This is a genomic window from Pseudomonas sp. BF-R-19 (assembly GCF_019956445.1).
GTDB lineage: Bacteria > Pseudomonadota > Gammaproteobacteria > Pseudomonadales > Pseudomonadaceae > Aquipseudomonas > Aquipseudomonas fluorescens_BH.
Genome location: NZ_JAHBDN010000036.1, coordinates 38,431 through 60,735, shown reverse-complemented (window position 1 = coordinate 60,735; position 22,305 = coordinate 38,431). Strand labels below are relative to the sequence as shown.

Here is a 22,305-nt window from a genome sequence, read left to right as displayed (position 1 = left end):
TCCAGCAGATGACCGTTTTTTTTTTGCGGGGTGCATCAGCTGTCCTTGCGCGGCACGATCTTGCGCTCACTGCGCCAGGCGGCTGGCGGCATGTTGAACTGGGAAATGAACCAGCGCGTAAATGAATTGGGCATGGAGTAGCCGAGCATGTCGGCGATCCGTCCCAGCGAGTACCCGGGGTTCTCCAGGTAGCGAACCACCAGGTCGCGGCGCACGCTACTGATCAACTCACTGAAGCTGGCCCCTTCTTCGTCCAGGCGGCGCTGCAGGGTGCGTACGTTCATACCCAGGCTCTGGGCGATCTGCGCAATGGTCGCGCGACCCATGGGGAGCAACATGTAAATGGATTTGCGCACGTCGAATGCCACTGAGTGGTCGTTTTTGCCCAGCAGCGAATCCATGTAGCGCTGCGCGTGACGGGCCATGGCCGCATTGGCCAGAGGGTTGGCGGTATCGAGGTTGGCGGCGTGACAAACGATGCCGTTGAACTCGCAGCCGAACTCCACCTTGCAGCCGAAGATCCGTCGATGCACGGACAGGTCTGTCGGAGCTTCATGGGAGAAACAGACATTGATCGGGTGCCAGTGCGCGCCGAGCAGGGCTGCGCAAAAGCGGTGCATGACGGCGATGGCCAATTCGATGGATTGGCGGTTGTTGGTGCCCATGTCGGTAACCAGTTCTTCGCGAATGATCACCGTACTACCGGTTTCCTCAATGTAGATCGCCAGTGACTCATTGATCTGCTGGCGATAGTGCACGATCACATTCAGCGCATCGCGCAGCGTGTTCTGGTGACTGAGCAGCAGACTCACTTCACCAAAGTCCGCGAGTTGACGCAGCTCGGCCATGCGCAGGCCGAGGGTTTCACAACCACTCAGGCGCGCCGACTTCTCCAGCAGGATGATGCTGGCGGTGGCCGGGATGCGTTGACTCGGGTCACTCAGAAGCGCAGGGCTCAAGCCCACTTCGGCTAACAGGGTGATCGCGTTCAGCCGTAGATGGCGAGCCACATCCAGGTAATTGGTCAGTACGGCGGTTCGTGCTTGTACGGGCATGGCGTGCATACATTCCATGTTGTGACAAATGAGATCTCGCTGTCGCAGTTGCCTGCCAGTTATAGAGGCTTGGTCGTGAAATGAAAAGCGCTTGGCGTCGTAAATCTGTCGGGTCGATTCTGAGGCGCTGTCATCAAAAGGGAAGTGGCTGACGCTAAATGTAACCCGCTCCGACAAGGCGAATCCTACTGTGCTGCTGGCAGGGTTCGAAATATTGGCGGACCCGCTCGATGGATTGTTCAAGGGTGAATAGCGCGATGAATGACACCACGATTTTGATAGTTCCGGGCTTGCGCGATCATGTGCCGGCGCATTGGCAAACGCTGCTGGAAACCAGGTTGGACAAGGTTCGCTCAGTACCGCCACTGGAAGACAACAAGCTCAGTCTGGCGGCACGAGTGGACGCGATCCAGCGCGAGCTGGAGAAGATTTCCGGCCCGGTGATCCTGGTGGCTCACAGTGCCGGTGTGCTGATGGTGGTGCACTGGGCCGCCCGTCATGACCGTCCGATCAAGGGCGCCTTGTTGGCCGCACCGCCGGACCTGGAGGCCAAATGGCCAATAGGTTATCCGACCTCCGAGAGCCTTCGGGCCAATGGCTGGGATCCGCTGCCAAAAGGGCCTCTGCCATTCCCTGCGATCGTCGCGGCCAGTACCAACGACCACCTTGCGAGCCTGGAGTCGGTGACTCAAATGGCCCGTCACTGGGGCAGCGAACTGGTCAACCTCGGTGCTGTAGGCCATCTCAATCCAGCAGCCGGATACGGCGAGTGGCCGCAGGCCGAAGACTTTATCCGCACGCTGGATCGCTAGACGCAAACACCTGAATAAAACCGCCTGAAGAAGCTCGCATCACCGCCAGGACCTGATGTGGGCCGTTGTTAGAGCCAAAAACAAAAACAACAAAAAACGGAGACAACGTAATGCACACCACGACAGGGCAGAGCCCTCTGCGTCGCAGTCTGCTGGCTAGCGCCACGCTGCTCGCTTCCATGCCGGCTGCCTATGCCTTTGAACTGAACAATGGCAATGAAGATTGGGCCGTGCGCTTCGATAACACCCTCAAGGCCAGTTACGGTCAACGGGTTGAAGGTCAGAATTCGAAGATTGCCAACGCCGCCAACTATAACGACGGCGACAAAAACTTCAGTGTCGGCAGTGCTGTGACCCAGCGGGTCGATCTGTTGACCGAGCTCGATGTGGTCTACCAACGCAAGATGGGTTTTCGTGTCAGCGCCGCGAGCTGGTATGACCATGCCTATGACAATGTCGGTTCCAACTCCAACCCTTTTCCAGGGCAGGCCGGCAATGCGGGTAACCTGGTAGCGGCTCGTCAGTCCGGCTCTATTCAGCCTGGCGACTCGCTGAACGGCCACGTTGCACGCAAGCATGGGCTGAGCAACTACAGCGACCGTTATTACAACGGCCCCTCCGGTGAGATCCTTGATGCCTTTGTGTTCTACAGCACCGAGGTCGGCGAGGAGTCGATGTTCAGCAGCAAGCTCGGCAGGCACAACATGTTCTGGGGCGAGACCCTGTTCAACGCGGCCAACGGCATCAACTACGGTCAGTCGGCCCTGGACCTGGCCAAGTTGTACAACGTGCCGGGCACCGAAACCAAGGAACTGTTCCTCCCGCGCAACCAGCTTTCCATGTCGTTCACCGTCAATCCAGAACTGACCCTGGGCGCGCAGTACTTCCTGGAGTTCCGCAACACCCGTCTGCCTGAGGGTGGGACCTATATGGGCGGCTACGACATGTTCGGCGAAGGTGGGGAGGTGTTCTGGCTGCCGGTACCGACGGCGCTGAACGGAGCCGGTGCTTTTTACGGGACACCGCGCGGGCATGACGTCAAGCCGCACAACTCCGGCGACTTCGGGCTGATGGCCAAGTGGAGTCCGGAGTGGCTGGACGGCACCTTGGGCTTCTACTACCGCAACACCTCGGACCCGATGCCAGTGGTGCTGGTCAATGCGCCCAACCTGCAACAGCCAGGTCTGCCGGGGCTCGCGGGTGCCGAATACCTGGCCGCTTATGCCGATGACATCGACATCTACGGCATTAGCCTGTCGAAAAATGTGGGTCCGGTCAGCGTCGGGCTTGATGTGAACTATCGCGAGAACATGCCGCTGCTGAGCAATTTCACCACCATCAACCCGACCTTGAGTGCACAGGCTGCGCAGGGGCTGGTCAACGGCGACAACCTTATCGGTGCCGTGCCGGGCAGAGGTGACACCGGAACGGCCCGTGGCAAGACTTTCCACGTGGTACTCAACGGCCTGGTGAGTTTCGGCAATACCCCGTTGTGGGACTCGTCCTCGCTGGCTGTAGAAGGTTCCATGACTCACCTGGTCAGCGTCGACAAGGGCGAGCAGTCCTTCAAGGGCAATTCCAGTTACCAGGGCGTCGACAAAGTCGACACCAATGCCTACTCCATCGCGACCAACTTCACCCCGACCTGGTTCCAGGTATTCCCGGGTGTCGATATGTCCATGCCCGTTTCCTACAACGTCGGCCTCAAGGGCAACTCGGCTGTCCAGTTGGGTGGCAGCGAGAACACCGGCAGCTACTCCGTAGGCATCGCCGCGGACGTCTATCAAAAGTACAAGTTCGACCTGAAGTACGTGGATTCTTTTGGTCCTTTCAATACCTGTGAAACCGGGCTCGATAACAACACCCCCGGTAGTAGTGGGCAGTACCGCTGCATTCCCGGCCAGATCACTTCGCAGGCAGGCCTGGCGCCGCTGCTGAAGGATCGCGGGATGCTCACGGCCTCGTTCAAAACCACCTTCTGATTGACGCTCAGATCACAAAAACAAGTGGAGAGAATTCAGATGAAATTGCTAAATAGCGTGTTGGCAGCTTCCCTGGCGGCTGTCATTGCCGGTCAGGCCCAAGCGGCTGTATCGGCTCAGGAAGCAGCCAGGTTGGGCGCCAGCCTGACCAATGTGGGCGCCGAGATGGCAGCTAATGCCGATGGTTCGATTCCAGCCTACAAAGGCGGCCTGACCACCCCGCCAGCCGGCTTCAAGGCGGGCGACGGCATGCGTCCGGACCCGTTTGCCGACGAGAAGCCGCTGTTGGTCATCGATGGCAAAAACGTTGACCAGTACAAGAGTCAGTTGACCGCCACCACGGCAGAGCTTGCCAGGCGCTATCCCACTTACCACATCAATGTGTATCCGACCCATCGCACTGTCGCCCTGCCTCAGGCGGTGCTGGACAACAGCGTGAAAAATGCCACCGGTACCCAGTCCATCAATGGCGGTCTGTCCATCGATAACCTGCTGCCCGGCGTGCCGTTCCCGATCCCGACCTCGGGCAGTGAAGCCATGTGGAACCACCTGCTGCGCGTAGGGGGCAATCGCAATGTCAAATATGACTCGTGGAACGTTGACTCGGCGGGTGTACCGACACTGTCCACCACGGCGCTGTCGTTCTCGAACTATCCGATCTACGACGACATGACGAAGCCGTTCAAGAGCACTGACGTGTTCTTTCAGATGAAGCTGTATTACACCGGTCCCGCGCGCCGTGCGGGAGAGGCAATCATGCTCAAGGACACTGCCAACCCATTGGAGCAGCCACGCCGCAGCTGGCAGTACCTGCCTGGCCAGCGTCGAGTGAAGCTGGCGCCGGACCTGGCCTATGACACGCCTAACCCTGGTACGGGCGGTGCCGGTACTTACGACGACGTGTTCGTGTTCAACGGTGCGTTGGACCGCTTCGACTGGAAGCTGGTGGGCAAGCAGGAAATGGTCGTGCCCTACAACACCTACAAGCTGACTTACGCTGTGGACGCCAAGCAACTGACGACCCCCAACCACATCGCGTCTGACTTTGTGCGCTGGGAGAAACACCGCGTCTGGGTGGTGGAAGGCACGCTCAAATCCGGCGCGCGGCACATCTACCAGAAGCGCCGCATGTACCTGGATGAAGACAGCTGGATCGCTTTGGCTTCGGACCAGTATGACTCCAGCGGCAAGCTCTACCGTGGCTCCTTCGCCTTCCTCAGCCAGAGTTACGACAAAAACATCCCCGATGTCTCGCCTTTCATGATCTACGACCTGGTGGGCGGTTCCTACAACATCAACGGCATCACGGGCACGTACGGCGGCATCAAGTACATCGAGTCTCTGTCGAAGGCGCAGTGGGCGCCGGATGCGCTGGCAGCGTCCGGCATCCGCTAAGCGTCAGGCGATAACAGTCCGGGGCGATCGGTAGAGATCCCCCGGCAGAGTGACTGGAAGATGGACGGCCTGAGGGTCGTTCGTCCTGGGTTGCCGACTCCGACGCCGGGCTGTACCTCGTGTGCTTTCCGGTGCCGTTTTCCTAGAAGGTGCGGTATGGGTTCCTTGAAAAATTTCGTGCTGGCGCTGCTGTGCTCGATGCTGGCGTTATCGCAGGGTGTCGCTCAGGCGGCCGGTTATGCCGATGTGCTGGATCTGCCAGCCAAGCCGAGTCCTTTGGCCGTGCGTAGCCCCTTGATCGGCATTGCTCGCGCCGGTGAACGCCTGGTCACCGTTGGTCAGCGTGGCCATATTCTTTACTCCGATGACGCTGGCAAGCAGTGGCTGCAGGCCAGCGTTCCGCTGAGCAGCGATCTGACAGCAGTGTTTTTTCCTTCCGCCAAACAGGGCTGGGCGGTCGGTAACGACGGTGTCGTGCTGCACAGCAGCGATGCCGGCACCACCTGGCACAAGCAGCTCGATGGACGTCAGATCGGCGCCTTGCTGGTCAAGCATTATGCAGCGCTGGCCAGTGCCCAGCCGGCCAACGAGCAGTGGCCGCTGCTGGTCGCCGAGGGTCAGCGCCTGGTCGAGCAGGGCGCCGACAAGCCGCTGCTCGATGTGTGGTTCGCCAACGACCGGCTTGGCTATGTGGTCGGTGTGTTCAACCTGATCCTGCGCACCGAGGACGGTGGTCGGAGCTGGACGCCATTCCAGGATCGCACCGACAACCCCCAGGGTTTCCACCTCAACGCCATCGCCTCCACCGGCGACGGTTTGTACATCGCCGGCGAGCAAGGCCTGTTACTCAAATGGGACGACAGCGCCCAACGCTTCGCCGCCGTGCCAACGCCTTATCAGGGCAGCTTCTTCGGCGTGCTCGGCAAGCCCGGCGAAGTGCTGGTCTACGGCTTGCGCGGCAATGTGCTGCGCAGCACCGATGGCGGTCAGAGCTGGACCGCGCTGGACACCGGCCTGCACGTCAGTATCACCGCCGGCTTGATCGATGCCCGTGGCCATTACCGCTTGTTCACCCAAGGTGGGCAGATGCTGGTCAGCCAGGGCACTGGCGCGCAACTGCATCTGCTGCAGCAACCGGCTCCGACGCCGACGCCAATAGCCGGCGCCACCCAGTCCGCCGCTGGCGCCTTGGTACTGGCCGGCAGCCGTGGTGCGCGGACGTTGTCCGTCGACCCAGCCCTCGAACCCTAAGAGCGAGAACCCAGACATGGGCAATATCAAACAAGACGCCATGCCGGTGATCCGCGAACTGCGTGACTTCGATCGGTGCTCCGGCAACCGGCTGGAACGGCTGGTGTTCAACTTCCGCCCGCTGTTCATGCTGCTGATGGCGCTGGCGACCGTGGTGCTGGGCTACATGGCGCTGACCCGTCTGGAACTGCGACCCAGCTTCGAGAAGATGATTCCGCAGAGCCAGCCGTACATCCAGAATTTCCTGGAGAACCGCCAGTCGCTGCGCGGCCTGGGCAACTCGGTGCGGGTGGTGGTCGAAAACACCCAGGGCGATATTTTCGACCCCGGTTACCTGGACGTACTCAAGCAGGTCAACGACCAGTTGTTCCTCACTGAAGGCGTCGACCGCTCCTGGATGAAGTCGCTATGGAGCCCAGGGGTGCGCTGGACCGAAGTCACTCAGGAAGGCTTCCAGGGTGGGCCGGTGATGCCCGATTCCTACCAGGGCAAGCCTGAGCAAATCGAACAGTTGCGCCAGAACATTTCCCGCGCCGGCATCGTCGGCAGCCTGGTGGCCAGCGACTACAAGTCGAGCATGCTGATCGTGCCATTGCTGGACAAGGCCTCGGCCACTGGCCAGAGCATCAACTACCACCAGTTCTCGCGGTTACTCGAAGAACAGCTGCGCGACAAGATCGAGTTCGCTGGCGACAGCGCCGCGCGCAAGGCCGGGGCGGAGGGCACCGGCCAGTACAAGGTGCGGGTGATCGGTTTCGCCAAACTGATGGGCGACCTGATCGACGGCCTGATCCAGGTGATGATGTTCTTCGGCCTGGCGGTCGTCACGTCGCTGGTGATTATCTATGCCTACACCCGTTGCGTGCGCAGCACCCTGCTGGTGGTCGGCTGTTCGCTGATCGCGGTGGTCTGGCAACTGGGCATCGTCGCCTGGCTGGGTTATGCCATCGATCCGTACTCGGTGCTGGTGCCGTTTTTGATCTTCGCCATCGGCGTGTCCCACGCCGCACAGAAGATGAACGGCATCATGCAGGACATCGCCCGTGGCACCCACAAGCTGATCGCCGCGCGCTACACCTTCCGCCGCCTGTTCATCGCCGGTGTCACCGCGCTGCTGGCCGACGCCGTGGGTTTCGCCGTGCTGATGCTGATCGATATCCCGGTGATCCAGGATCTGGCGATCACCGCCAGCATCGGCGTCGCCGTGCTGATTTTTACCTCCCTGCTGCTGATGCCGGTGGCGCTGTCTTACATCGGTGTCGGCGCCAAGGCCGCCGAGCGTGCGCTGAACATCGACACTCGTGCAGAAAAGCATAAAGGCTTCGGCAAACTGTGGGACGCGCTCGATCGCTTCACCACGCGCAAGTGGGCCACGGGGGCGGTATTGGTGGCCACGCTGATGGGCATCGGCGGCTTCATGATCAGCCTGCAACTGAAAATCGGCGACCTCGACAGCGGGGCGCCGGAGTTGCGTGCCGATTCGCGCTATAACCGCGACAACGCCTACATCACCAGCCACTACGCACTGTCCAGCGATATGTTCGCGGTGATGATCAAGACCGCGCCGGAAGGCTGCCTGAACTACCAGACCCTGGTCCTCGCCGACCGTCTGGCCTGGGAGCTGCAACAGTATCCGGGCGTGCAGGCCACGTCTTCGCTGGTCAACGCGGTGCGCCAGATTACGGCCGGCACCTATGAAGGCAATCCCAAGCTCAACAGCATCCAGCGCAACCAGGACGTGCTGAACTATGCCGCGCAACAAGCCTCGGTCAACTCGCCTGAGTTGTTCAACAACGACTGCTCGCTGATGCCGGTGATTGCCTTTCTCACTGACCACAAGGCTGAGACGCTGGACGCCGTGGTGGCGATTGCCGACAAGTTCGCCAAGGACAACAGCACCAAGGATCGTCAGTTCCTGCTGGCTGCCGGTAGCGCCGGCATCGAGGCTGCGACCAACATCGTGGTGCGCGAAGCCAATCGCACCATGCTGTTTTACGTGTATGCCGCGGTGACGCTGTTCTGCCTGATCACCTTTCGTAGCTGGCGCGCCACGCTGGTGGCCCTGTTGCCGCTGGTGCTGACCTCGATCCTCTGCGAAGCCTTGATGGTGGTGATGGGCATCGGCGTGAAAGTCGCGACCCTGCCGGTGATCGCCCTCGGCGTCGGGATCGGCGTGGATTACGCGCTGTATTTGCTCAGCGTTCAGCTGTACCACCAGCGCCAGGGTCTGTCGCTGGCGGATGCCTACCGAAAAGCGGTGTCGTTCACCGGTCGGGTGGTCGGGCTGGTGGGCATCACCCTGGCTGCCGGGGTGGTGTGCTGGGTCTGGTCGCCGATCAAGTTCCAGGCCGACATGGGCATCCTGCTGACCTTCATGTTCCTGTGGAACATGCTCGGCGCGCTGATCCTCATTCCCGCTCTGTCGTACTTCCTGTTGCGCGGGCCCTCGTTGAACCGTCGTACGGCCTCGGATGAGCCAGTGGTGCATGAGTCGCTGCTGCCCGTCAGTGAGACCGGCCATCCCCAAAAAACAGGCATGCCCCATGCCCTCACATTGACCGAGTAAGCCCACCATGTCTGATTACAAAGCCCCTTTGCGCGACATGCGCTTCGTACTCAATGAAGTCTTCGAGGTGTCCAGGCTTTGGGCACAACTGCCCGGTCTGGCCGAGGCAGTCGACGAAGCAACGGCTGCCGCCATCCTCGAAGAGGCCGGCAAGATCAGTGCTGGCAGCATCGCACCGTTGCGCCGCAGTGGCGACGAGCAAGGTTGCTCCTGGAGCAATGGCGCGGTGAAAGTCCCGGAGGGTTTTGCCGAGGCGTATCAAGCCTTCGCCGACGGCGGTTGGGTGGGTGTCGGTGGCAACCCGCAGTTCGGTGGCATGGGTATGCCCAAGGTGATCTGCGCCCAGGTCGAGGAAATGGTCACCTCGGCCAACCTGTCGTTCGGCCAGTATCCGATGCTGACTGCCGGTGCCTGCCTGTCGCTCGATGCGCATGCCAGCGAAGGCCTGAAAAAGAAGTACCTGCCCAATATGTATGCCGGGGTCTGGAGCGGCTCCATGTGCCTGACCGAGGCCCATGCCGGCACTGACCTGGGGCTGATTCGCACCCGGGCCGAGCCCCAGTCCGACGGTAGCTACAAGGTCAGTGGCAGCAAGATTTTCATCACCGGTGGCGAACACGATCTGACCGGGAACATCATCCACCTGGTGCTGGCCCGACTGCCGGACGCACCCGCGGGGCCCAAAGGCATTTCGCTGTTCCTGGTGCCGAAAGTGCTGGTCAATGACGACGGTTCGCTGGGTGAGCGTAATTCGCTGTCCTGCGGTTCCATCGAACACAAGATGGGCATCAAGGCGTCCGCCACCTGCGTGATGAACTTCGACGGGGCGACGGGCTGGATCGTCGACGCGCCGAACAAGGGCCTGGCGGCGATGTTCACGATGATGAACTACGAACGCCTGGGCGTGGGCATCCAGGGCCTGGCGCAGGGCGAACGCTCCTACCAGAGCGCCGTCGAGTATGCCCGTGATCGTCTGCAGAGCCGTGCGCCAACCGGTGCGCAGCACCAGGATCAGGCCGCCGACCCGATCATCGTGCATCCGGACGTGCGGCGCATGCTGTTGACCATGAAAGCGTTGAACGAGGGCGGGCGGGCGTTCTCCAGCTACGTGGCCCTGCAACTCGACACCGCCAAGTACAGCGAAGACCCGGTGGCGCGCACCCGCGCCCAAGAGTTGGTGGCCTTGCTGACCCCGATCGCCAAGTCGTTTCTCACCGACGTGGGGCTGGAAACCACCCTGCACGGACAGATGATTTTCGGCGGCCATGGCTACATTCGTGAGTGGGGTCAGGAGCAGTTGGTGCGCGATGTGCGCATTACCCAGATTTACGAAGGCACCAATGGTATCCAGTCCCTGGACCTGGCCGGGCGCAAGATCGTCGGCAGCGGCGGGGCGCTCTACCGTTTGTTTGCCGCTGAGGTTCGCCACTTCACCGCCAACGCCAGCGCAGAGCTTGGCGAGTTCACCCAACCGTTGAACGCCGCCATGGACACCCTCGACGAACTGACGGCGTGGCTGTTGGACCGGGCCCAGGGCAACCCGAATGAAATCGGCGCGGCCTCGGTCGAGTACCTGCAGGTATTCGGCTACACCACCTATGCCTACATGTGGGCCCTGATGGCCAGAGCGGCCCTGGGCAAGCAAGGTGAAGACGATTTCTACGCCAGCAAACTGGGCACCGCACGCTTCTACTTCGCCCGCCTGCTGCCGCGTATCCACTCACTGAGCACTTCGGTCAAGGCCGGTAGCGACAGCCTCTACTCGCTGGATGCGGCGCAGTTCTGAATCAGGAAGGTACAACCATGCTGAAGACAAAAATAATTCCACCGGCACAAGGCGCATACACCTACCCGCTGTTGATCAAGAGCTTGTTGCTGTCAGGGGTGCGACACGAACCTGCCAATGAAATCGTCTACGCCGACAAGCTGCGCTACAGCTACAGGACCCTCATCGAAAGAATCCATCGGCTGGCCAATGCGCTGACGGCGGCCGGGGTCAAGGCCGGGGACACGGTGGCCATGCTCGACTGGGACAGCCATCGCTATCTGGAATGTTTCTTCGCCGTGCCAATGATCGGCGCGGTGCTGCACACGGTGAATATTCGCCTGTCGCCGGAGCAGGTGCTCTACACCATGAACCACGCTGAGGATGACCTGGTGCTGGTGCATGATGATTTCGTGCCGATGATCGAGCAGATTCATCAGGGCCTGAGCACCGTCAAAGGCTATATCCGGCTGACGGACGACGCCGCAACCGACACCGGGCTTCCTGTGTTGGGTGAGTATGAAAGCCTGTTGTCCCAGGCAGCTAGCCACTATGACTTTGCCGATTTTGATGAAAACTCGGTGGCGACGCTGTTCTACACCACCGGCACCACTGGCGAGCCGAAAGGGGTGTACTTCAGTCATCGCCAACTGGTGCTGCATACCCTGAATGCCGTGGGCACCCTGGGCGTTTACCAAAGCCTGCCATTGCTGCGTTCGAATGATGTGTACATGCCGATCACGCCGATGTTCCACGTGCATGCCTGGGGCGTGCCCTATGTCGCGACCCTGATGGGCATCAAGCAGGTGTACCCCGGCCGTTACGAGCCCAATAGCCTGGTCCGGCTTTTTCGTGAAGAGAAGGTCACCTTTTCTCATTGCGTACCGACCGTCCTGCAAATGGTCCTCAACTGTGAGGAAGGCAAGGCGACCCGGTTCGACGGCTGGAAAATGCTCTTGGGCGGCAGCGCGTTGACGTTGGGTATCGCCAGTCAGGCAAGTGCCAAAGGCATTCAGGTCCACAGTGGCTATGGCATGTCCGAGACCTGTCCGATGCTTTGCCTGAGCTTCCTGCGGGGCGAGGAACTTGAACAGTCCATGTCGGCGCAGTTACCCACTCGCATCAAGACCGGTATGCCAATACCCATGGTCGACCTGAACATCATTGATGCCAACGGCCATGCGGTCGCCCATGACGGCGAGTCCCTGGGCGAAATCGTCGTCCGCGCGCCATGGCTGACCCAAGGCTATCTGAAGGCCCCGGAAAAGGGTGCAGAACTGTGGCACGGCGGCTGGCTGCACACCGGCGACCTGGCTTCCATCGATTCGCAAGGCAGGGTGGAAATCAAGGACCGCATCAAGGACGTGATCAAGACGGGTGGCGAGTGGATCAGTTCGCTGGACCTGGAGAACCTGATCAGCGAGCACGCGTCGGTCACCTCTGTCGCCGTGGTGGGCATTGCCGATGAGCAATGGGGCGAACGGCCCATGGCTCTGGTGGTGTGTGAACCGGGGCAGTTCGTCGACAAACAGATGCTCGAAGCCCACCTGCAACAGTTCGTGGCCAGTGGCCGCATCAACAAATGGGCAATCCCCAAGCAGTTCAAGTTCGTCGCGGAAATTCCCAAGACCAGCGTCGGCAAGATCAACAAGAAGCTGATTCGGGAAAGCGAGTTGAGCTGAGGGAGTCGAGCTATTCCACGGCACTCACTGCTTTTTCCGAACGAGAAAACATCCATGAATGACTTGATCCATTATCAAAACGAAGGTCCTCTGGCTCTGATCGGCCTCGCCCGTGCCCCCGTCAACGCCCTGGGCCAGGCTTTGCGCGAACAATTGCTGGAGGCCTGTGACCGCGCCGCTGCCGATGCCAGCGTGAAAGCGATTGTGCTCTACGGCGAGGGTTTGCCGTTTAGCGCGGGCGCGGATATTTCCGAGTTCGGCAGCCCGGCGTCGTTCGCCAGGCCAGACCTGCCAGTCCTGCTGATCCGTTTGACCGAGCTGGACAAACCACTGATCGCCGCCATCGGTGGTCTGGCGTTCGGCGGTGGACTGGAGCTAGCCCTGGCCTGCGGCTACCGCGTGGCTGAAGCCGGGGCTCGGCTTGGCCTGCCGGAAATCAAGCTTGGCTTGCTACCCGGTGCCGGTGGTACTCAGCGCTTGCCGCGTCTGATCGGTACCAAGGCCGCACTGGAGATGATCGTTTCGGGCCAGCCGATCAACGCTAATCGGGCACTGACGCTGGGACTGCTTGATCGCGTGGCACAAAGCGCGGACAGCTTGCTCGACACGGCCAAGGCATTGGCCGCAGAACTGATTGCCGGGCAGGCGCCGGCTCGCCCGACCTGGCCGCACGCGAACCCGGGCGCAGCCCTGCCGGCGAATTATTTCGCCGACTATCGCGCCGCCAATCAGGCTCGCTGGAAAGGCCAGAGCGCGCCGCAGCGAGTGGTGACGGCGATCGAAGCAGCCTGCAACCTGCCGTTGGCCGAGGGCCTGGCCAGGGAGGGCGAGCTGTTCAAGGAGGCCGAGGCGTCCAGCGAGTCCGAGGCCCTGCGCCATGTGTTTTTCGCCGAGCGTGAAGTCGGCAAATTGCCGGGTCTGGATGCCGGTACGCCGATCCGTCCTGTCACTCAGGTCGCGGTGATCGGCGCCGGCACCATGGGCGGCGGGATTGCCATGAACTTCGCCAATGCGGGCATGGCGGTGACGTTACTGGAGCTCAACGCCGATGCCCTGGCACGTGGCCTTGAGCTGATTCGCAAAAACTACGAAACCAGTGTCCAGCGCGGCAAGCTCACGGCCGGGCAGATGGACGAGCGCCTGGCGCTGATCCACGGCACCCTGGACTACGCCGATATCGCCGACGCTGACCTGGTGATCGAAGCCGTGTTCGAGAGCCTGCCAATCAAGCAGCAGGTGTTCCGTACCCTGGACGAGGTGTGCAAGGCCGGCGCGATTCTCGCCAGCAATACCTCCACCCTGGATGTCGACGCCATTGCCGCCGTCACGCGCCGGCCGCAGGACGTCGTCGGCCTGCATTTTTTCAGTCCGGCCAACGTCATGCGCCTGCTCGAAGTGGTACGCGGAACGGCCACGGCCGCCGATGTCCTGGCCACCACGCTGAAAATCGCCAGGCGCATCGGCAAGATCCCGGTGGTATCCGGGGTGTGCTTCGGCTTCATCGGCAACCGTATGCTCGAACCCTATTCCCGCGAGGCCCATCGTTTGCTGCTGGAAGGCGCCACGCCTGCTCAGATTGACAAGGTGCTCACCGGTCTTGGCTTGGCGATGGGGGTCATGGCCATGCACGATCTGGCGGGCATCGATGTCAGTTTCCTGGTGCGCGAATCGCGCCGTGACGTCATCGCCCACGATCCCGGCTACTGCAAGCTTGCCGATGCGCTTTACGCACTGGGCCGTTTTGGCCAGAAGAGCAGTCGCGGCTATTACCGCTACGAAGGCCGCGAGCGTAAGGATGACCCTGAAGTGCTCGCCTTGGCCGAGCGCATCGCAGGCGAACTGGGCATCCAGCGCCGCGTCATCAGCGATCAGGAAATTCACGACCGTTGCCTGTTGATGCTGATCAACGAAGGCATCCAGTTGCTCGACGAAGGCATTGCCCGGCGCAGCAGCGATATCGACCTGGTCTGGATCAACGGCTACGGCTTCCCGGCCTGGCGCGGTGGCCCGCTGCACTACGCCGAAGGGCTGGGGCTGGCACAGGTGCTGGAACGTATCGGCCATTACCGCCAGACACTCGGCGCATACGGAGCGATGTGGTTCCAGCCGGCAGCACTGCTTGAGCGCCTGGTGGCCAGCGGCAAGACCCGCATCGAACGCATCTGACTTTTCGGCGGCCACTGCACATTGGCCGCCCCTGACCCGTCACGCAAGGAATTGCAACATGAAAGAAGCCGTCATTCTCTCCACCGCCCGTACCCCCATCGCCAAGGCTTTCCGGGGCGCGTTCAACACTATCAAGTCACCGACCATGACCAGCCACGCGATCCATGCGGCGGTCGAACGTGCCGGTATCGAAGCCGGGGAGATCGAAGACCTGGTCCTGGGCACCGCACTGACCAGCGGCACTGCCGGTTTGAACCTCGCACGCATGGCGGCACTGGCCTCGGGCCTGCCGTTGTCGGTCAGCGGGCAGACCCTGGATCGCCAGTGCGCCTCGGGCCTGATGGCCATCGCCACAGCCGCCAAGCAGATTATCGTCGACGGCATGCCGGCCACGATCGGTGCCGGTCAGGAAAACATCAGCGCGGTGCAGAACCGCAACATGGAATGGGCCTACGCCGAGCACGACCCGCAGGTAGAGCGCAACGCCATCCACGCCTACATGCCCATGCTGCAAACCGCCGAGCTGGTTGCTCAACGCTATGGCATCAGTCGCGAGGCGCAGGACGCCTACGCCCTGCAATCGCAGCAACGCACCGCAGCGGCGCAGCAGGCCGGGCTGTTCGACGGCGAAATCGTTCCGGTCAGCAGCATGCGGCAGGTAATCGACAAAGCCACTGGCGAGACGCGCCTGGAGCAAGTCACCCTGCGTCAGGATGAAGGCAACCGTCCGCAGACCCGCCTGGAAGACCTGATCAACCTCAAACCGGTGATCGAGGGCGGCTGCATCACTGCCGGTAACGCCAGTCAACTGTCGGACGGCGCCAGCGCCTGCGTGCTGATGGATGCGCGTCTGGCCGAGCAGCGCAACCTCAAGCCGCTGGGCCTGTACCGCGGCATCGCGGTCGCCGGCCTGGCTCCGGAAGAAATGGGCATCGGCCCGGTGCTGGCGGTTCCCAAGCTGCTCAAGCAACACGGTCTGAAGGTCGACGATATCGGCCTGTGGGAGCTCAACGAGGCGTTTGCCTGCCAGGTGCTTTATTGCCGCGACACCTTGGGCATCGACGACGCCCGATTGAACGTCAATGGCGGTGCTATCGCCATCGGCCACCCTTATGGCATGAGTGGCGCACGTATGGTCGGGCACGCTTTGCTGGAAGGCCGTCGACGCGGCGTGAAGTATGTGGTGGTGACCATGTGCGTTGGCGGCGGCATGGGCGCGGCGGGACTCTTCGAGGTGTTCCAGTAAGCACCTGGGTGCCAGGCCTGCGGCAAATCCAATCACTGCGCACCTGGCTCACACCCTGTGCGCAGTGTCTTTATTGCAGGCGCCGCCACAGCGTGGAGCGACTGATACCCAGTTCAATAGCCGTTTGCGCCAGATTGCCGTTACAGGCCAGAAGCGTTTCGCGTATGTATTGCTTTTCCTTTTCCTTGGCGATGTTTTTCAAGTCGCTGACTGCCGGTGCTACCTGACCTGGTGCCTGGGGCAAGGCTTGGCTTTTCAGCAGTTCGGGGATCACCAGGGCGAGGCCCGGCTCATCGATCGCGCAGCCTTGCAGCAGGTCCTGTGCCGAAAGCGCCGCACGTTCAACGATGTTTTCCAGTTCACGGATGTTGCCTGGCCAGGCATACGCCATGAGCTTGGGCAGCAGTGCATCCAGCAGTCGTTCCTGCAATCGCGGCGGGCGTTTGTCTGCATTCAGGCGCAGCAGAATGGCGCGGGCGATGTCTGCGATGTCTTCACCGCGTTCCCGCAAAGGCACCGTCTGCAGACGCAGGATGTTCAGGCGATAGTAAAGGTCGCTGCGAAATTCTCCGGCCTCGATGGATCGGGAGAGGTCCTGATGGGTGGCGGCGATGATTCGGATGTCGATGCTGATCGGTTCTGTTGCGCCCAGGCGCAGGACTTCACGCTCTTGCAAGACGCGCAACAGGCGGGTCTGCAGTGACACCGGCATGTCGCCGATTTCGTCGAGGAACAACGTGCCGCGATGGGCGGCTTCGATCAGCCCGGGTTTACCGCCTTTGCGTGAGCCGCTGAAGGCGCCTTCCTGATAGCCGAACAGTTCGCTCTCCAGCAGCGATTCGGGAAACGCCGCGCAGTTGATCGCGACGAACGGACCACGCTGGCGGTTGCTGACATTGTGCATGCCTTGCGCCAGCAACTCCTTGCCGGTACCGCTTTCGCCGGTGATCAGCACGGTAGAGGAGGTGGCTGCATAGCGTTCGGCCAGTTTCAGCAGCTGTCGGGTCGCCAGGCTTTTGCCGTTGATTTGCTCCAGGCGGTATTTGGCCGAGAACCCGCCAGGACGGTGCGTCGAGCGGATGCGCTGGTCGGCGCGCTGTACCGCGGACGTATCCTGGCAAGTCAACACCAGCCCGGTGCGTTGGCCGTCTTCCAGAATCGGCAGGATATTGCTGACGACCAGGTTCTGGCCCAGGCGGATGACGGTGTTCTCTTCGCCGACGCCACTGCGCAGCACTTCGTCCAGCGCCAGTTCCGGACAGAGCTCCTGCAGGGGACGGCCCAGCATGAGGTTTGCCGGCATGCCCAACAGGGCTTCCAGTGCCGGGTTCGCCGATTGCACGATTCCCCGATTGTCCACGGCTGCAACGCCTGTCGGAATGTGCTGCAACACACCGTTCAAATGCCGGCGTTTGGCAATTTCGAGGCGCTGGCTGTGCAAGATGCCCAGCGCTTCTTCCAGCGCTTTGCGCACGGTGTCCTGGCTCAATGAAAGCACGCCGTGCAAGCCAATACGTTCCGCCAGTTCAACCACGGTCGATGAGCCAATCACCGTCTGGTAACCCAGGCTGCGGGCGTGCTCCACCGCCTGTCGAGCCTCTTCGAGCGTGAGGTAGCACGCCTGGTGGATCTGCACCGTGAACAGTGCTGCCATCGACTCGAGGTCGGCGTTGATTCGCGCATAACTGATGACGGCGATGTGCGGTGAATGCAGGCGTGCCTGTTCCAGGGCGCGCAGGAGATCGGCGCCGCCCACGCGCATCGACAGCACCGGGCGGGTCAGGTGCCTGCGCAGGTAGGCAGCGGTAGCGCCTGCGCAAATAAAGACTTCGACTTCGTTGTTCTGCTCCAGCTCGCGGGCCAGTTGCAATGACTCGGCGACGGTGGTGTCCAGCACGCGGATGCTGGTTTCGGCCGAATAGTCAGCCATCACGCTGTTCACCACGCGCGCCAGGCGGCTTTGTTGCAGCGGGCGTTCCAGATGGCTGATGAGAACGATGATCCGGGGTTGGCGGGGCTGCATGGCGAGCGAGCTCTGATGAGGGTTTCAGGAAGGTTTCATAGTTGAATGCAGATGTTGCAGAAATGCAACGTTTGTCTTCGCTATAAAGCCTCACGGTCACCCGGTGAAATGGCTGCAGCGCCTGCGTTGCCTGGCGTCCAGCAGACGGTCAGGACGTGCAGCAAAAGCTGGCCTGGCAATTGCTCCGTCAATGATTGCAGTGAAGCCATCCTCTTCAACAACAATTCCAACAGGTCAGGTGCGGCGTCTAATGAGTGGTCAGAACGTAGCAGCGGTGACAGTGCCGCAGCCCGAAGCACAACTGAAAAAAACCAGGCTGGAAACCTTCCTGTGCGCCCAGGCCGGCGCACAACGGGTGACCGTCGACAATCAGCAGCGCCTGTCTGGCGGCGCCATCCAGGAAAACTGGTTGCTCGACGTGAATGTGGAGGGCGGCGCGTATGCAGGTCTCCAGCGCTGGGTCCTGCGCAGCGACGCTCAATCGGCCGTGCAGGAGAGCCTGAGCCGTGCCCAGGAATTCGCGGTGTTGAGCACAGTTCACCGTGTCGGGGTAAAGGTGCCCCGACCACTCTGGTTGTGCGAAGACACCGCGGTGCACGGGCGGGCCTTTTTCATCATGGAGTGGGTGTCCGGTATCACGGCCGGCCATCGGCTCACCAGTCAGCTGGGAGCGCAAGGCGATATGCAGTTGGTGTCCGACCTGGGCGCCAACCTGGCACGTATCCATTGCATCGCGCCTGGCGAGGCCGGCCTGGATTTCCTTGGTGATCCGCAGCGGGTCTCGGTGCAAGCGTCGATTGATGCCCTGCGTGCCGTATTGGACCGCCTCGGCGCGGTTCAACCTGTGCTGGAGTGGGGCCTGCGCTGGTGCGAGTCCAACGCGCCAAAAAGCACCGCCCGGTGTTTGCTCCATGGTGACTTCCGCACCGGCAATTACCTGGCCGAGTCCGGCAGGTTGCAGGCGGTACTGGATTGGGAATTCACCGGCTGGGGTGATCCGCGCCAGGACATTGGCTGGTTCACCGCCCGCTGCTGGCGGTTCGCCCGGCCTGACCTGGAGGCCGGCGGCATCGGCACGCTGGAGCACTTCATGCGCGGTTACACCGAGGTGTCTCCCCTCAATATCGAGCCTGAAGAATTGGTCTTCTGGCAGGTCATGGCCACGTTGCGTTGGGCGATCATCGCCCAGCAGCAGGCCCAGCGGCATTTGTCCGGCGAGGAGCCTTCGCTGGAACTGGCCTTGACGGGAACGCGGGTCCCCGAACTGGAACTGGACATATTGCGGTTGACCGGAGGGCTGCGCCGATGAATATCCGTCCCGATGCGCATGAACTGTTGGCGATTGCCCGCCAGACCCTGCTCGACGAGTTGTTGCCGCAGCTACCAGGCAGGCTGCGCTACCAGGCGCTGATGGTCGCCAATGCCATGGCCATTGCCGGGCGCGAATACCTTGAAGGCGAGACCGCGCAGGCTACCGAGGCTCGACTGCTTGCGGGACTGCTGGACGATGACCAGGCGTCACTGACGGATGCCCGTCAGGCGCTGTGCCGGGCTATTCGCCTGGGCCGTTTCGATGAGCCCGGGAGTGAACAGGATCGCCTGTTATCGGCGCTCTCGGTGATCACCCGTGCAGGGCTGTCCATCAGCAATCCGAAGGCGCTTGGCCAATGAGTGCTCCAGCAGTTTTGCGACGTCGTTGCTACCTGGTACGCCATGGCCATGTGGACTATTTCTCCGCCGAAGGCCAGCCGCTGGACCCACGCAGCGTGCCGCTCTCCGGTCTGGGAGAAGATCAGGTGCGGAAGCTGGCGCAGGTGATGAAGTCGATCAGTTTCGACCGTGCGCTGTGCTCCGATTACCCACGCGCGCGGCAGACCGCTGAAGGGCTGTTGGGCGATCGCCAGATCGAACTGCAGGCGTGCGCGCAGCTACGGGAAGTGCGTGCCGGCCGTCTGCGCGAGATTGCCCCCGAGCAACTGCAACAGCAGGTCAGCTACGCCTACGACAGCTTTGCCGATCCTGAGGGCAGCTTCATGGGCGGGGAGCGCTGGAGCGATTTCGACCGTCGCATCATGGCTCGCTTCGAAGAGGTCCTGGCCGAGCCCGACTGGCAGAGCTTGCTGCTGGTCAGTCATGACGCCGTCAATCGCCTGCTGCTGGGTTGGGCTCTGGGTGGCGCGAGCGGTTGCGCCGCGGCCCTGGAACAGGACAACGCCTGCCTGAACATCATCGATATCGACATGCAGGCCGGGCGCGTCCTGCGCTGCTACGTGCGGGTCGTGAACCTGACGCCTTACGACCTCCCCAAGACCCGCCAGCGACAAACCGTGATGGAGCGCATCTACGCGCAGCTCGCGCCTCTTGCCGAACAACGACCCTAGTCGAACAGAAACCAGGACCACCATGAACTTCACCATCCCCCAAGAGTTGCTGGACCTGCGCGAAAAGACTCGCGCTTTTATCGCCGAACAGGTGATCCCCATGGAGACCGATCCGCGCCTCACGGCGCACGGTCCCAGCGAAGCGTTGCGCCAGGAGCTGCTGGACAAGGCCCGTCGTGCCGGTCTGTTGTGCCCGCACGCCAGTCGTGAAATGGGCGGTGCAGGCTTGAGTCACTTCGCCAAGGCAATCGTCTTCGAAGAAGCCGGTTATTCGCCGTTAGGTCCGATTGCGTTGAACATCCATGCACCGGACGAAGGCAACATTCACCTGATGGACGAGGTGGCCACCGCGGCGCAGAAAGACCGCTGGTTGCGTCCCTTGGTCAGCGGCCGGATCCGCTCCTGTTTTGCCATGACCGAGCCAGCGCCGGGTGCAGGTTCCGATCCGTCGATGATGCAGACTGTCGCCGTGCGCGACGGCGACCACTACGTCATCAACGGTCGTAAATGGCTGATTACCGGGGCCGACGGGGCCGGGTTCGCGATCATCATGGCGCGCATGGAGGATGGCTCGGCAACCATGTTCCTGGCGGACATGAACACGCCCGGGATTATCCATGAACGGCAACTCAAGACCCTGGACAGCTGTTTCGCAGGCGGCCATTCAATACTGCGATTTGAAAATGTGCGGATTCCGGCCACCGATGTGCTGGGCGAAATCGGCAAGGGTTTTCGTTATGCGCAAGTGCGCCTCGCGCCCGCGCGGCTGACCCACTGCATGCGTTGGCTGGGCGCTGCCCGCCGTGCCCACGATATCGCCTGCGACTACGCGAGAACCCGCGATTCGTTCGGTAAAACCCTGGGAGAGCACCAGGGTGTCGGCTTCATGCTGGCGGACAACCAGATGGCGCTGCACAGCACCCGCCTGGCCATCTGGCATTGCGCCTGGGTCCTGGACGAAGGCGGTCGGGGCAATGTCGAGTCGAGCATGACCAAGGTGCTGAGTGCTGAAGCCTTGTGGCACGTGGTCGATCGCTGCGTACAGATTCTGGGGGGGCGCGGTGTGACCGGGGAAACCGTAGTCGAGCGCATCTTCCGCGACATCCGCCCGTTCCGTATCTACGACGGCCCAAGCGAGGTGCATCGCATGAGCCTGGCGAAAAAAATCCTCGAAGGACACAAGGAGTTTTCCCGATGAAACCTGCAATCACTCAGCTTTTCGATCTGACTGGCCGTCGAGCCTTGGTCACTGGCGCCTCCAGCGGGCTTGGCCGGCATTTCGCCCGGACGCTGGCGGCGGCGGGTGCCGAAGTGGCGGTGGCGGCGCGCCGGGTCGAGCAGTTGCAGATCTTGGTCGAAGAAATCGAAGGCGAGGGCGGGCGCGCCCGTGCGTTCACCCTGGACGTGACCGACCGGGCATCGGTCAACAACTGCCTTGCGCGGGTTGCCGAGGAACTGGGTCCGTTGGACATTCTGGTGAATAACGCCGGCGTCAGCGACAGCCTCCATGTGCTGGAGTACACCGATGATGATTGGGACCGGGTGGTCGGCACCAACCTCAAGGGGGCCTGGATCGTCGCCCAGGAAGTGGCACGGCGCATGGTCGAGGCGCAGCGCGGCGGCAGTCTGATCAACGTGACGTCGATCCTGGCCAGCCGCGTTGCCGGCAGCCTGAGCCCCTATGTCGCGGCGAAGGCCGGCTTGAGCCATTTGACCCGTTCCCTGGCCCTGGAATTGGCGCGTCACGAGATCCGGGTCAATGCCATCGCCCCCGGCTATGTGATGACTGAACTCAACAGCGATTTCCTGCGCAGTGAGGCAGGCGAAAAGTTGCGCGCCCGTATTCCCACCCGACGTTTTTGCACGCCGGCCGATCTGGACGGTGCCTTGCTACTGCTTGCCACCGATGCCAGCCGTGGCATGACCGGCAGTGAAATTGTCGTAGATGCAGGGCATTTGTGCAGCACGTTATAGCGGGATC

16 protein-coding genes are annotated in these 22,305 nt (G+C 61.7%); 14 read left to right on the top strand and 2 right to left on the bottom strand.

Going from position 1 to position 22,305, the window contains the following annotated elements:
- Positions 1 to 35: 35 nt before the first annotated feature.
- Positions 36 to 1,055, bottom strand: coding sequence for an AraC family transcriptional regulator (locus tag KGB28_RS05940; protein ID WP_223443402.1), 1,020 nt, complete (start codon positions 1,053 to 1,055; stop codon positions 36 to 38).
- 257 nt (positions 1,056 to 1,312) lie between these two features.
- Here KGB28_RS05940 and KGB28_RS05935 point away from each other — a divergent pair, with 257 nt between their 5' ends.
- The 9 genes from KGB28_RS05935 (at position 1,313) to KGB28_RS05895 (ending at position 15,920) form a co-directional block, all read left to right on the top strand.
- Entirely contained in the window at positions 1,313 to 1,867 is a 555-nt protein-coding gene (locus tag KGB28_RS05935; protein ID WP_223443400.1) for an RBBP9/YdeN family alpha/beta hydrolase, read from the top strand.
- Positions 1,868 to 1,977: 110 nt separating this feature from the next.
- Positions 1,978 to 3,849: a DUF1302 domain-containing protein gene (locus KGB28_RS05930; RefSeq protein WP_223443397.1), complete on the top strand. Its 1,872-nt coding sequence runs from the start codon at positions 1,978 to 1,980 to the stop codon at positions 3,847 to 3,849.
- 39 nt (positions 3,850 to 3,888) lie between these two features.
- Complete coding sequence (locus tag KGB28_RS05925) at positions 3,889 to 5,244, top strand: DUF1329 domain-containing protein (protein WP_223443394.1); 1,356 nt, start codon at positions 3,889 to 3,891, stop codon at positions 5,242 to 5,244.
- Between the two features lie 156 nt (positions 5,245 to 5,400).
- Positions 5,401 to 6,495, top strand: a complete 1,095-nt coding sequence (locus tag KGB28_RS05920) for a WD40/YVTN/BNR-like repeat-containing protein (RefSeq protein WP_223443391.1) — start codon at positions 5,401 to 5,403, stop codon at positions 6,493 to 6,495.
- A 16-nt stretch (positions 6,496 to 6,511) separates the two neighbouring features.
- The gene (locus tag KGB28_RS05915; RefSeq protein WP_223443388.1) at positions 6,512 to 9,061 is read left to right on the top strand and encodes an efflux RND transporter permease subunit; all 2,550 of its coding nucleotides are present in this window, start codon (positions 6,512 to 6,514) and stop codon (positions 9,059 to 9,061) included.
- 7 nt (positions 9,062 to 9,068) lie between these two features.
- Positions 9,069 to 10,847, top strand: coding sequence for an acyl-CoA dehydrogenase C-terminal domain-containing protein (locus KGB28_RS05910; protein ID WP_223443386.1), 1,779 nt, complete (start codon positions 9,069 to 9,071; stop codon positions 10,845 to 10,847).
- 17 nt (positions 10,848 to 10,864) lie between these two features.
- On the top strand, positions 10,865 to 12,508 hold the full coding sequence (locus KGB28_RS05905) for a fatty acid--CoA ligase (protein WP_223443384.1): 1,644 nt from the start codon (positions 10,865 to 10,867) through the stop codon (positions 12,506 to 12,508).
- Positions 12,509 to 12,562: 54 nt separating this feature from the next.
- Positions 12,563 to 14,674: a 3-hydroxyacyl-CoA dehydrogenase NAD-binding domain-containing protein gene (locus KGB28_RS05900; protein ID WP_223443381.1), complete on the top strand. Its 2,112-nt coding sequence runs from the start codon at positions 12,563 to 12,565 to the stop codon at positions 14,672 to 14,674.
- Positions 14,675 to 14,732: 58 nt separating this feature from the next.
- Complete coding sequence (locus tag KGB28_RS05895) at positions 14,733 to 15,920, top strand: acetyl-CoA C-acyltransferase (protein ID WP_223443379.1); 1,188 nt, start codon at positions 14,733 to 14,735, stop codon at positions 15,918 to 15,920.
- Positions 15,921 to 15,990: 70 nt separating this feature from the next.
- Here the strand turns inward: KGB28_RS05895 and prpR are convergent, their stop codons facing one another.
- Positions 15,991 to 17,943 (bottom strand): propionate catabolism operon regulatory protein PrpR, encoded by a 1,953-nt coding sequence (gene prpR / locus KGB28_RS05890; RefSeq protein ID WP_223443377.1) that lies wholly within the window; start codon positions 17,941 to 17,943, stop codon positions 15,991 to 15,993.
- Positions 17,944 to 18,193: 250 nt separating this feature from the next.
- Between prpR and KGB28_RS05885 the strand changes: the two genes are divergently transcribed.
- Genes KGB28_RS05885 through KGB28_RS05865 form a run of 5 tightly spaced genes read left to right on the top strand, consistent with a single transcriptional unit; the run spans position 18,194 to position 22,298 of the window.
- Positions 18,194 to 19,252, top strand: coding sequence for a phosphotransferase family protein (locus KGB28_RS05885; protein ID WP_223443375.1), 1,059 nt, complete (start codon positions 18,194 to 18,196; stop codon positions 19,250 to 19,252).
- Positions 19,249 to 19,614 (top strand): DUF6285 domain-containing protein, encoded by a 366-nt coding sequence (locus tag KGB28_RS05880; protein WP_223443364.1) that lies wholly within the window; start codon positions 19,249 to 19,251, stop codon positions 19,612 to 19,614. Before KGB28_RS05885 ends, KGB28_RS05880 begins: the two co-directional genes overlap by 4 nt.
- Positions 19,611 to 20,324: a histidine phosphatase family protein gene (locus tag KGB28_RS05875; protein ID WP_223443361.1), complete on the top strand. Its 714-nt coding sequence runs from the start codon at positions 19,611 to 19,613 to the stop codon at positions 20,322 to 20,324. The genes KGB28_RS05880 and KGB28_RS05875 overlap by 4 nt, the downstream gene beginning before the upstream one ends.
- Positions 20,325 to 20,346: 22 nt before the next feature.
- On the top strand, positions 20,347 to 21,522 hold the full coding sequence (locus tag KGB28_RS05870) for an acyl-CoA dehydrogenase family protein (RefSeq protein WP_223443359.1): 1,176 nt from the start codon (positions 20,347 to 20,349) through the stop codon (positions 21,520 to 21,522).
- Complete coding sequence (locus KGB28_RS05865) at positions 21,519 to 22,298, top strand: SDR family NAD(P)-dependent oxidoreductase (RefSeq protein ID WP_223443357.1); 780 nt, start codon at positions 21,519 to 21,521, stop codon at positions 22,296 to 22,298. The genes KGB28_RS05870 and KGB28_RS05865 overlap by 4 nt, the downstream gene beginning before the upstream one ends.
- Positions 22,299 to 22,305 lie beyond the last annotated feature (7 nt).

What these genes read in the sequence shown, in the direction of transcription:
- KGB28_RS05940 (WP_223443402.1), bottom strand. Translation starts at nt 1,055, where the DNA reads ATGCCCGTACAAGCACGAACCGCCGTACTGACCAATTACCTGGATGTG.
- KGB28_RS05935 (WP_223443400.1), top strand. Translation starts at nt 1,313, where the DNA reads ATGAATGACACCACGATTTTGATAGTTCCGGGCTTGCGCGATCATGTG.
- KGB28_RS05930 (WP_223443397.1), top strand. Translation starts at nt 1,978, where the DNA reads ATGCACACCACGACAGGGCAGAGCCCTCTGCGTCGCAGTCTGCTGGCT.
- KGB28_RS05925 (WP_223443394.1), top strand. Translation starts at nt 3,889, where the DNA reads ATGAAATTGCTAAATAGCGTGTTGGCAGCTTCCCTGGCGGCTGTCATT.
- KGB28_RS05920 (WP_223443391.1), top strand. Translation starts at nt 5,401, where the DNA reads ATGGGTTCCTTGAAAAATTTCGTGCTGGCGCTGCTGTGCTCGATGCTG.
- KGB28_RS05915 (WP_223443388.1), top strand. Translation starts at nt 6,512, where the DNA reads ATGGGCAATATCAAACAAGACGCCATGCCGGTGATCCGCGAACTGCGT.
- KGB28_RS05910 (WP_223443386.1), top strand. Translation starts at nt 9,069, where the DNA reads ATGTCTGATTACAAAGCCCCTTTGCGCGACATGCGCTTCGTACTCAAT.
- KGB28_RS05905 (WP_223443384.1), top strand. Translation starts at nt 10,865, where the DNA reads ATGCTGAAGACAAAAATAATTCCACCGGCACAAGGCGCATACACCTAC.
- KGB28_RS05900 (WP_223443381.1), top strand. Translation starts at nt 12,563, where the DNA reads ATGAATGACTTGATCCATTATCAAAACGAAGGTCCTCTGGCTCTGATC.
- KGB28_RS05895 (WP_223443379.1), top strand. Translation starts at nt 14,733, where the DNA reads ATGAAAGAAGCCGTCATTCTCTCCACCGCCCGTACCCCCATCGCCAAG.
- prpR (WP_223443377.1), bottom strand. Translation starts at nt 17,943, where the DNA reads ATGCAGCCCCGCCAACCCCGGATCATCGTTCTCATCAGCCATCTGGAA.
- KGB28_RS05885 (WP_223443375.1), top strand. Translation starts at nt 18,194, where the DNA reads ATGAGTGGTCAGAACGTAGCAGCGGTGACAGTGCCGCAGCCCGAAGCA.
- KGB28_RS05880 (WP_223443364.1), top strand. Translation starts at nt 19,249, where the DNA reads ATGAATATCCGTCCCGATGCGCATGAACTGTTGGCGATTGCCCGCCAG.
- KGB28_RS05875 (WP_223443361.1), top strand. Translation starts at nt 19,611, where the DNA reads ATGAGTGCTCCAGCAGTTTTGCGACGTCGTTGCTACCTGGTACGCCAT.
- KGB28_RS05870 (WP_223443359.1), top strand. Translation starts at nt 20,347, where the DNA reads ATGAACTTCACCATCCCCCAAGAGTTGCTGGACCTGCGCGAAAAGACT.
- KGB28_RS05865 (WP_223443357.1), top strand. Translation starts at nt 21,519, where the DNA reads ATGAAACCTGCAATCACTCAGCTTTTCGATCTGACTGGCCGTCGAGCC.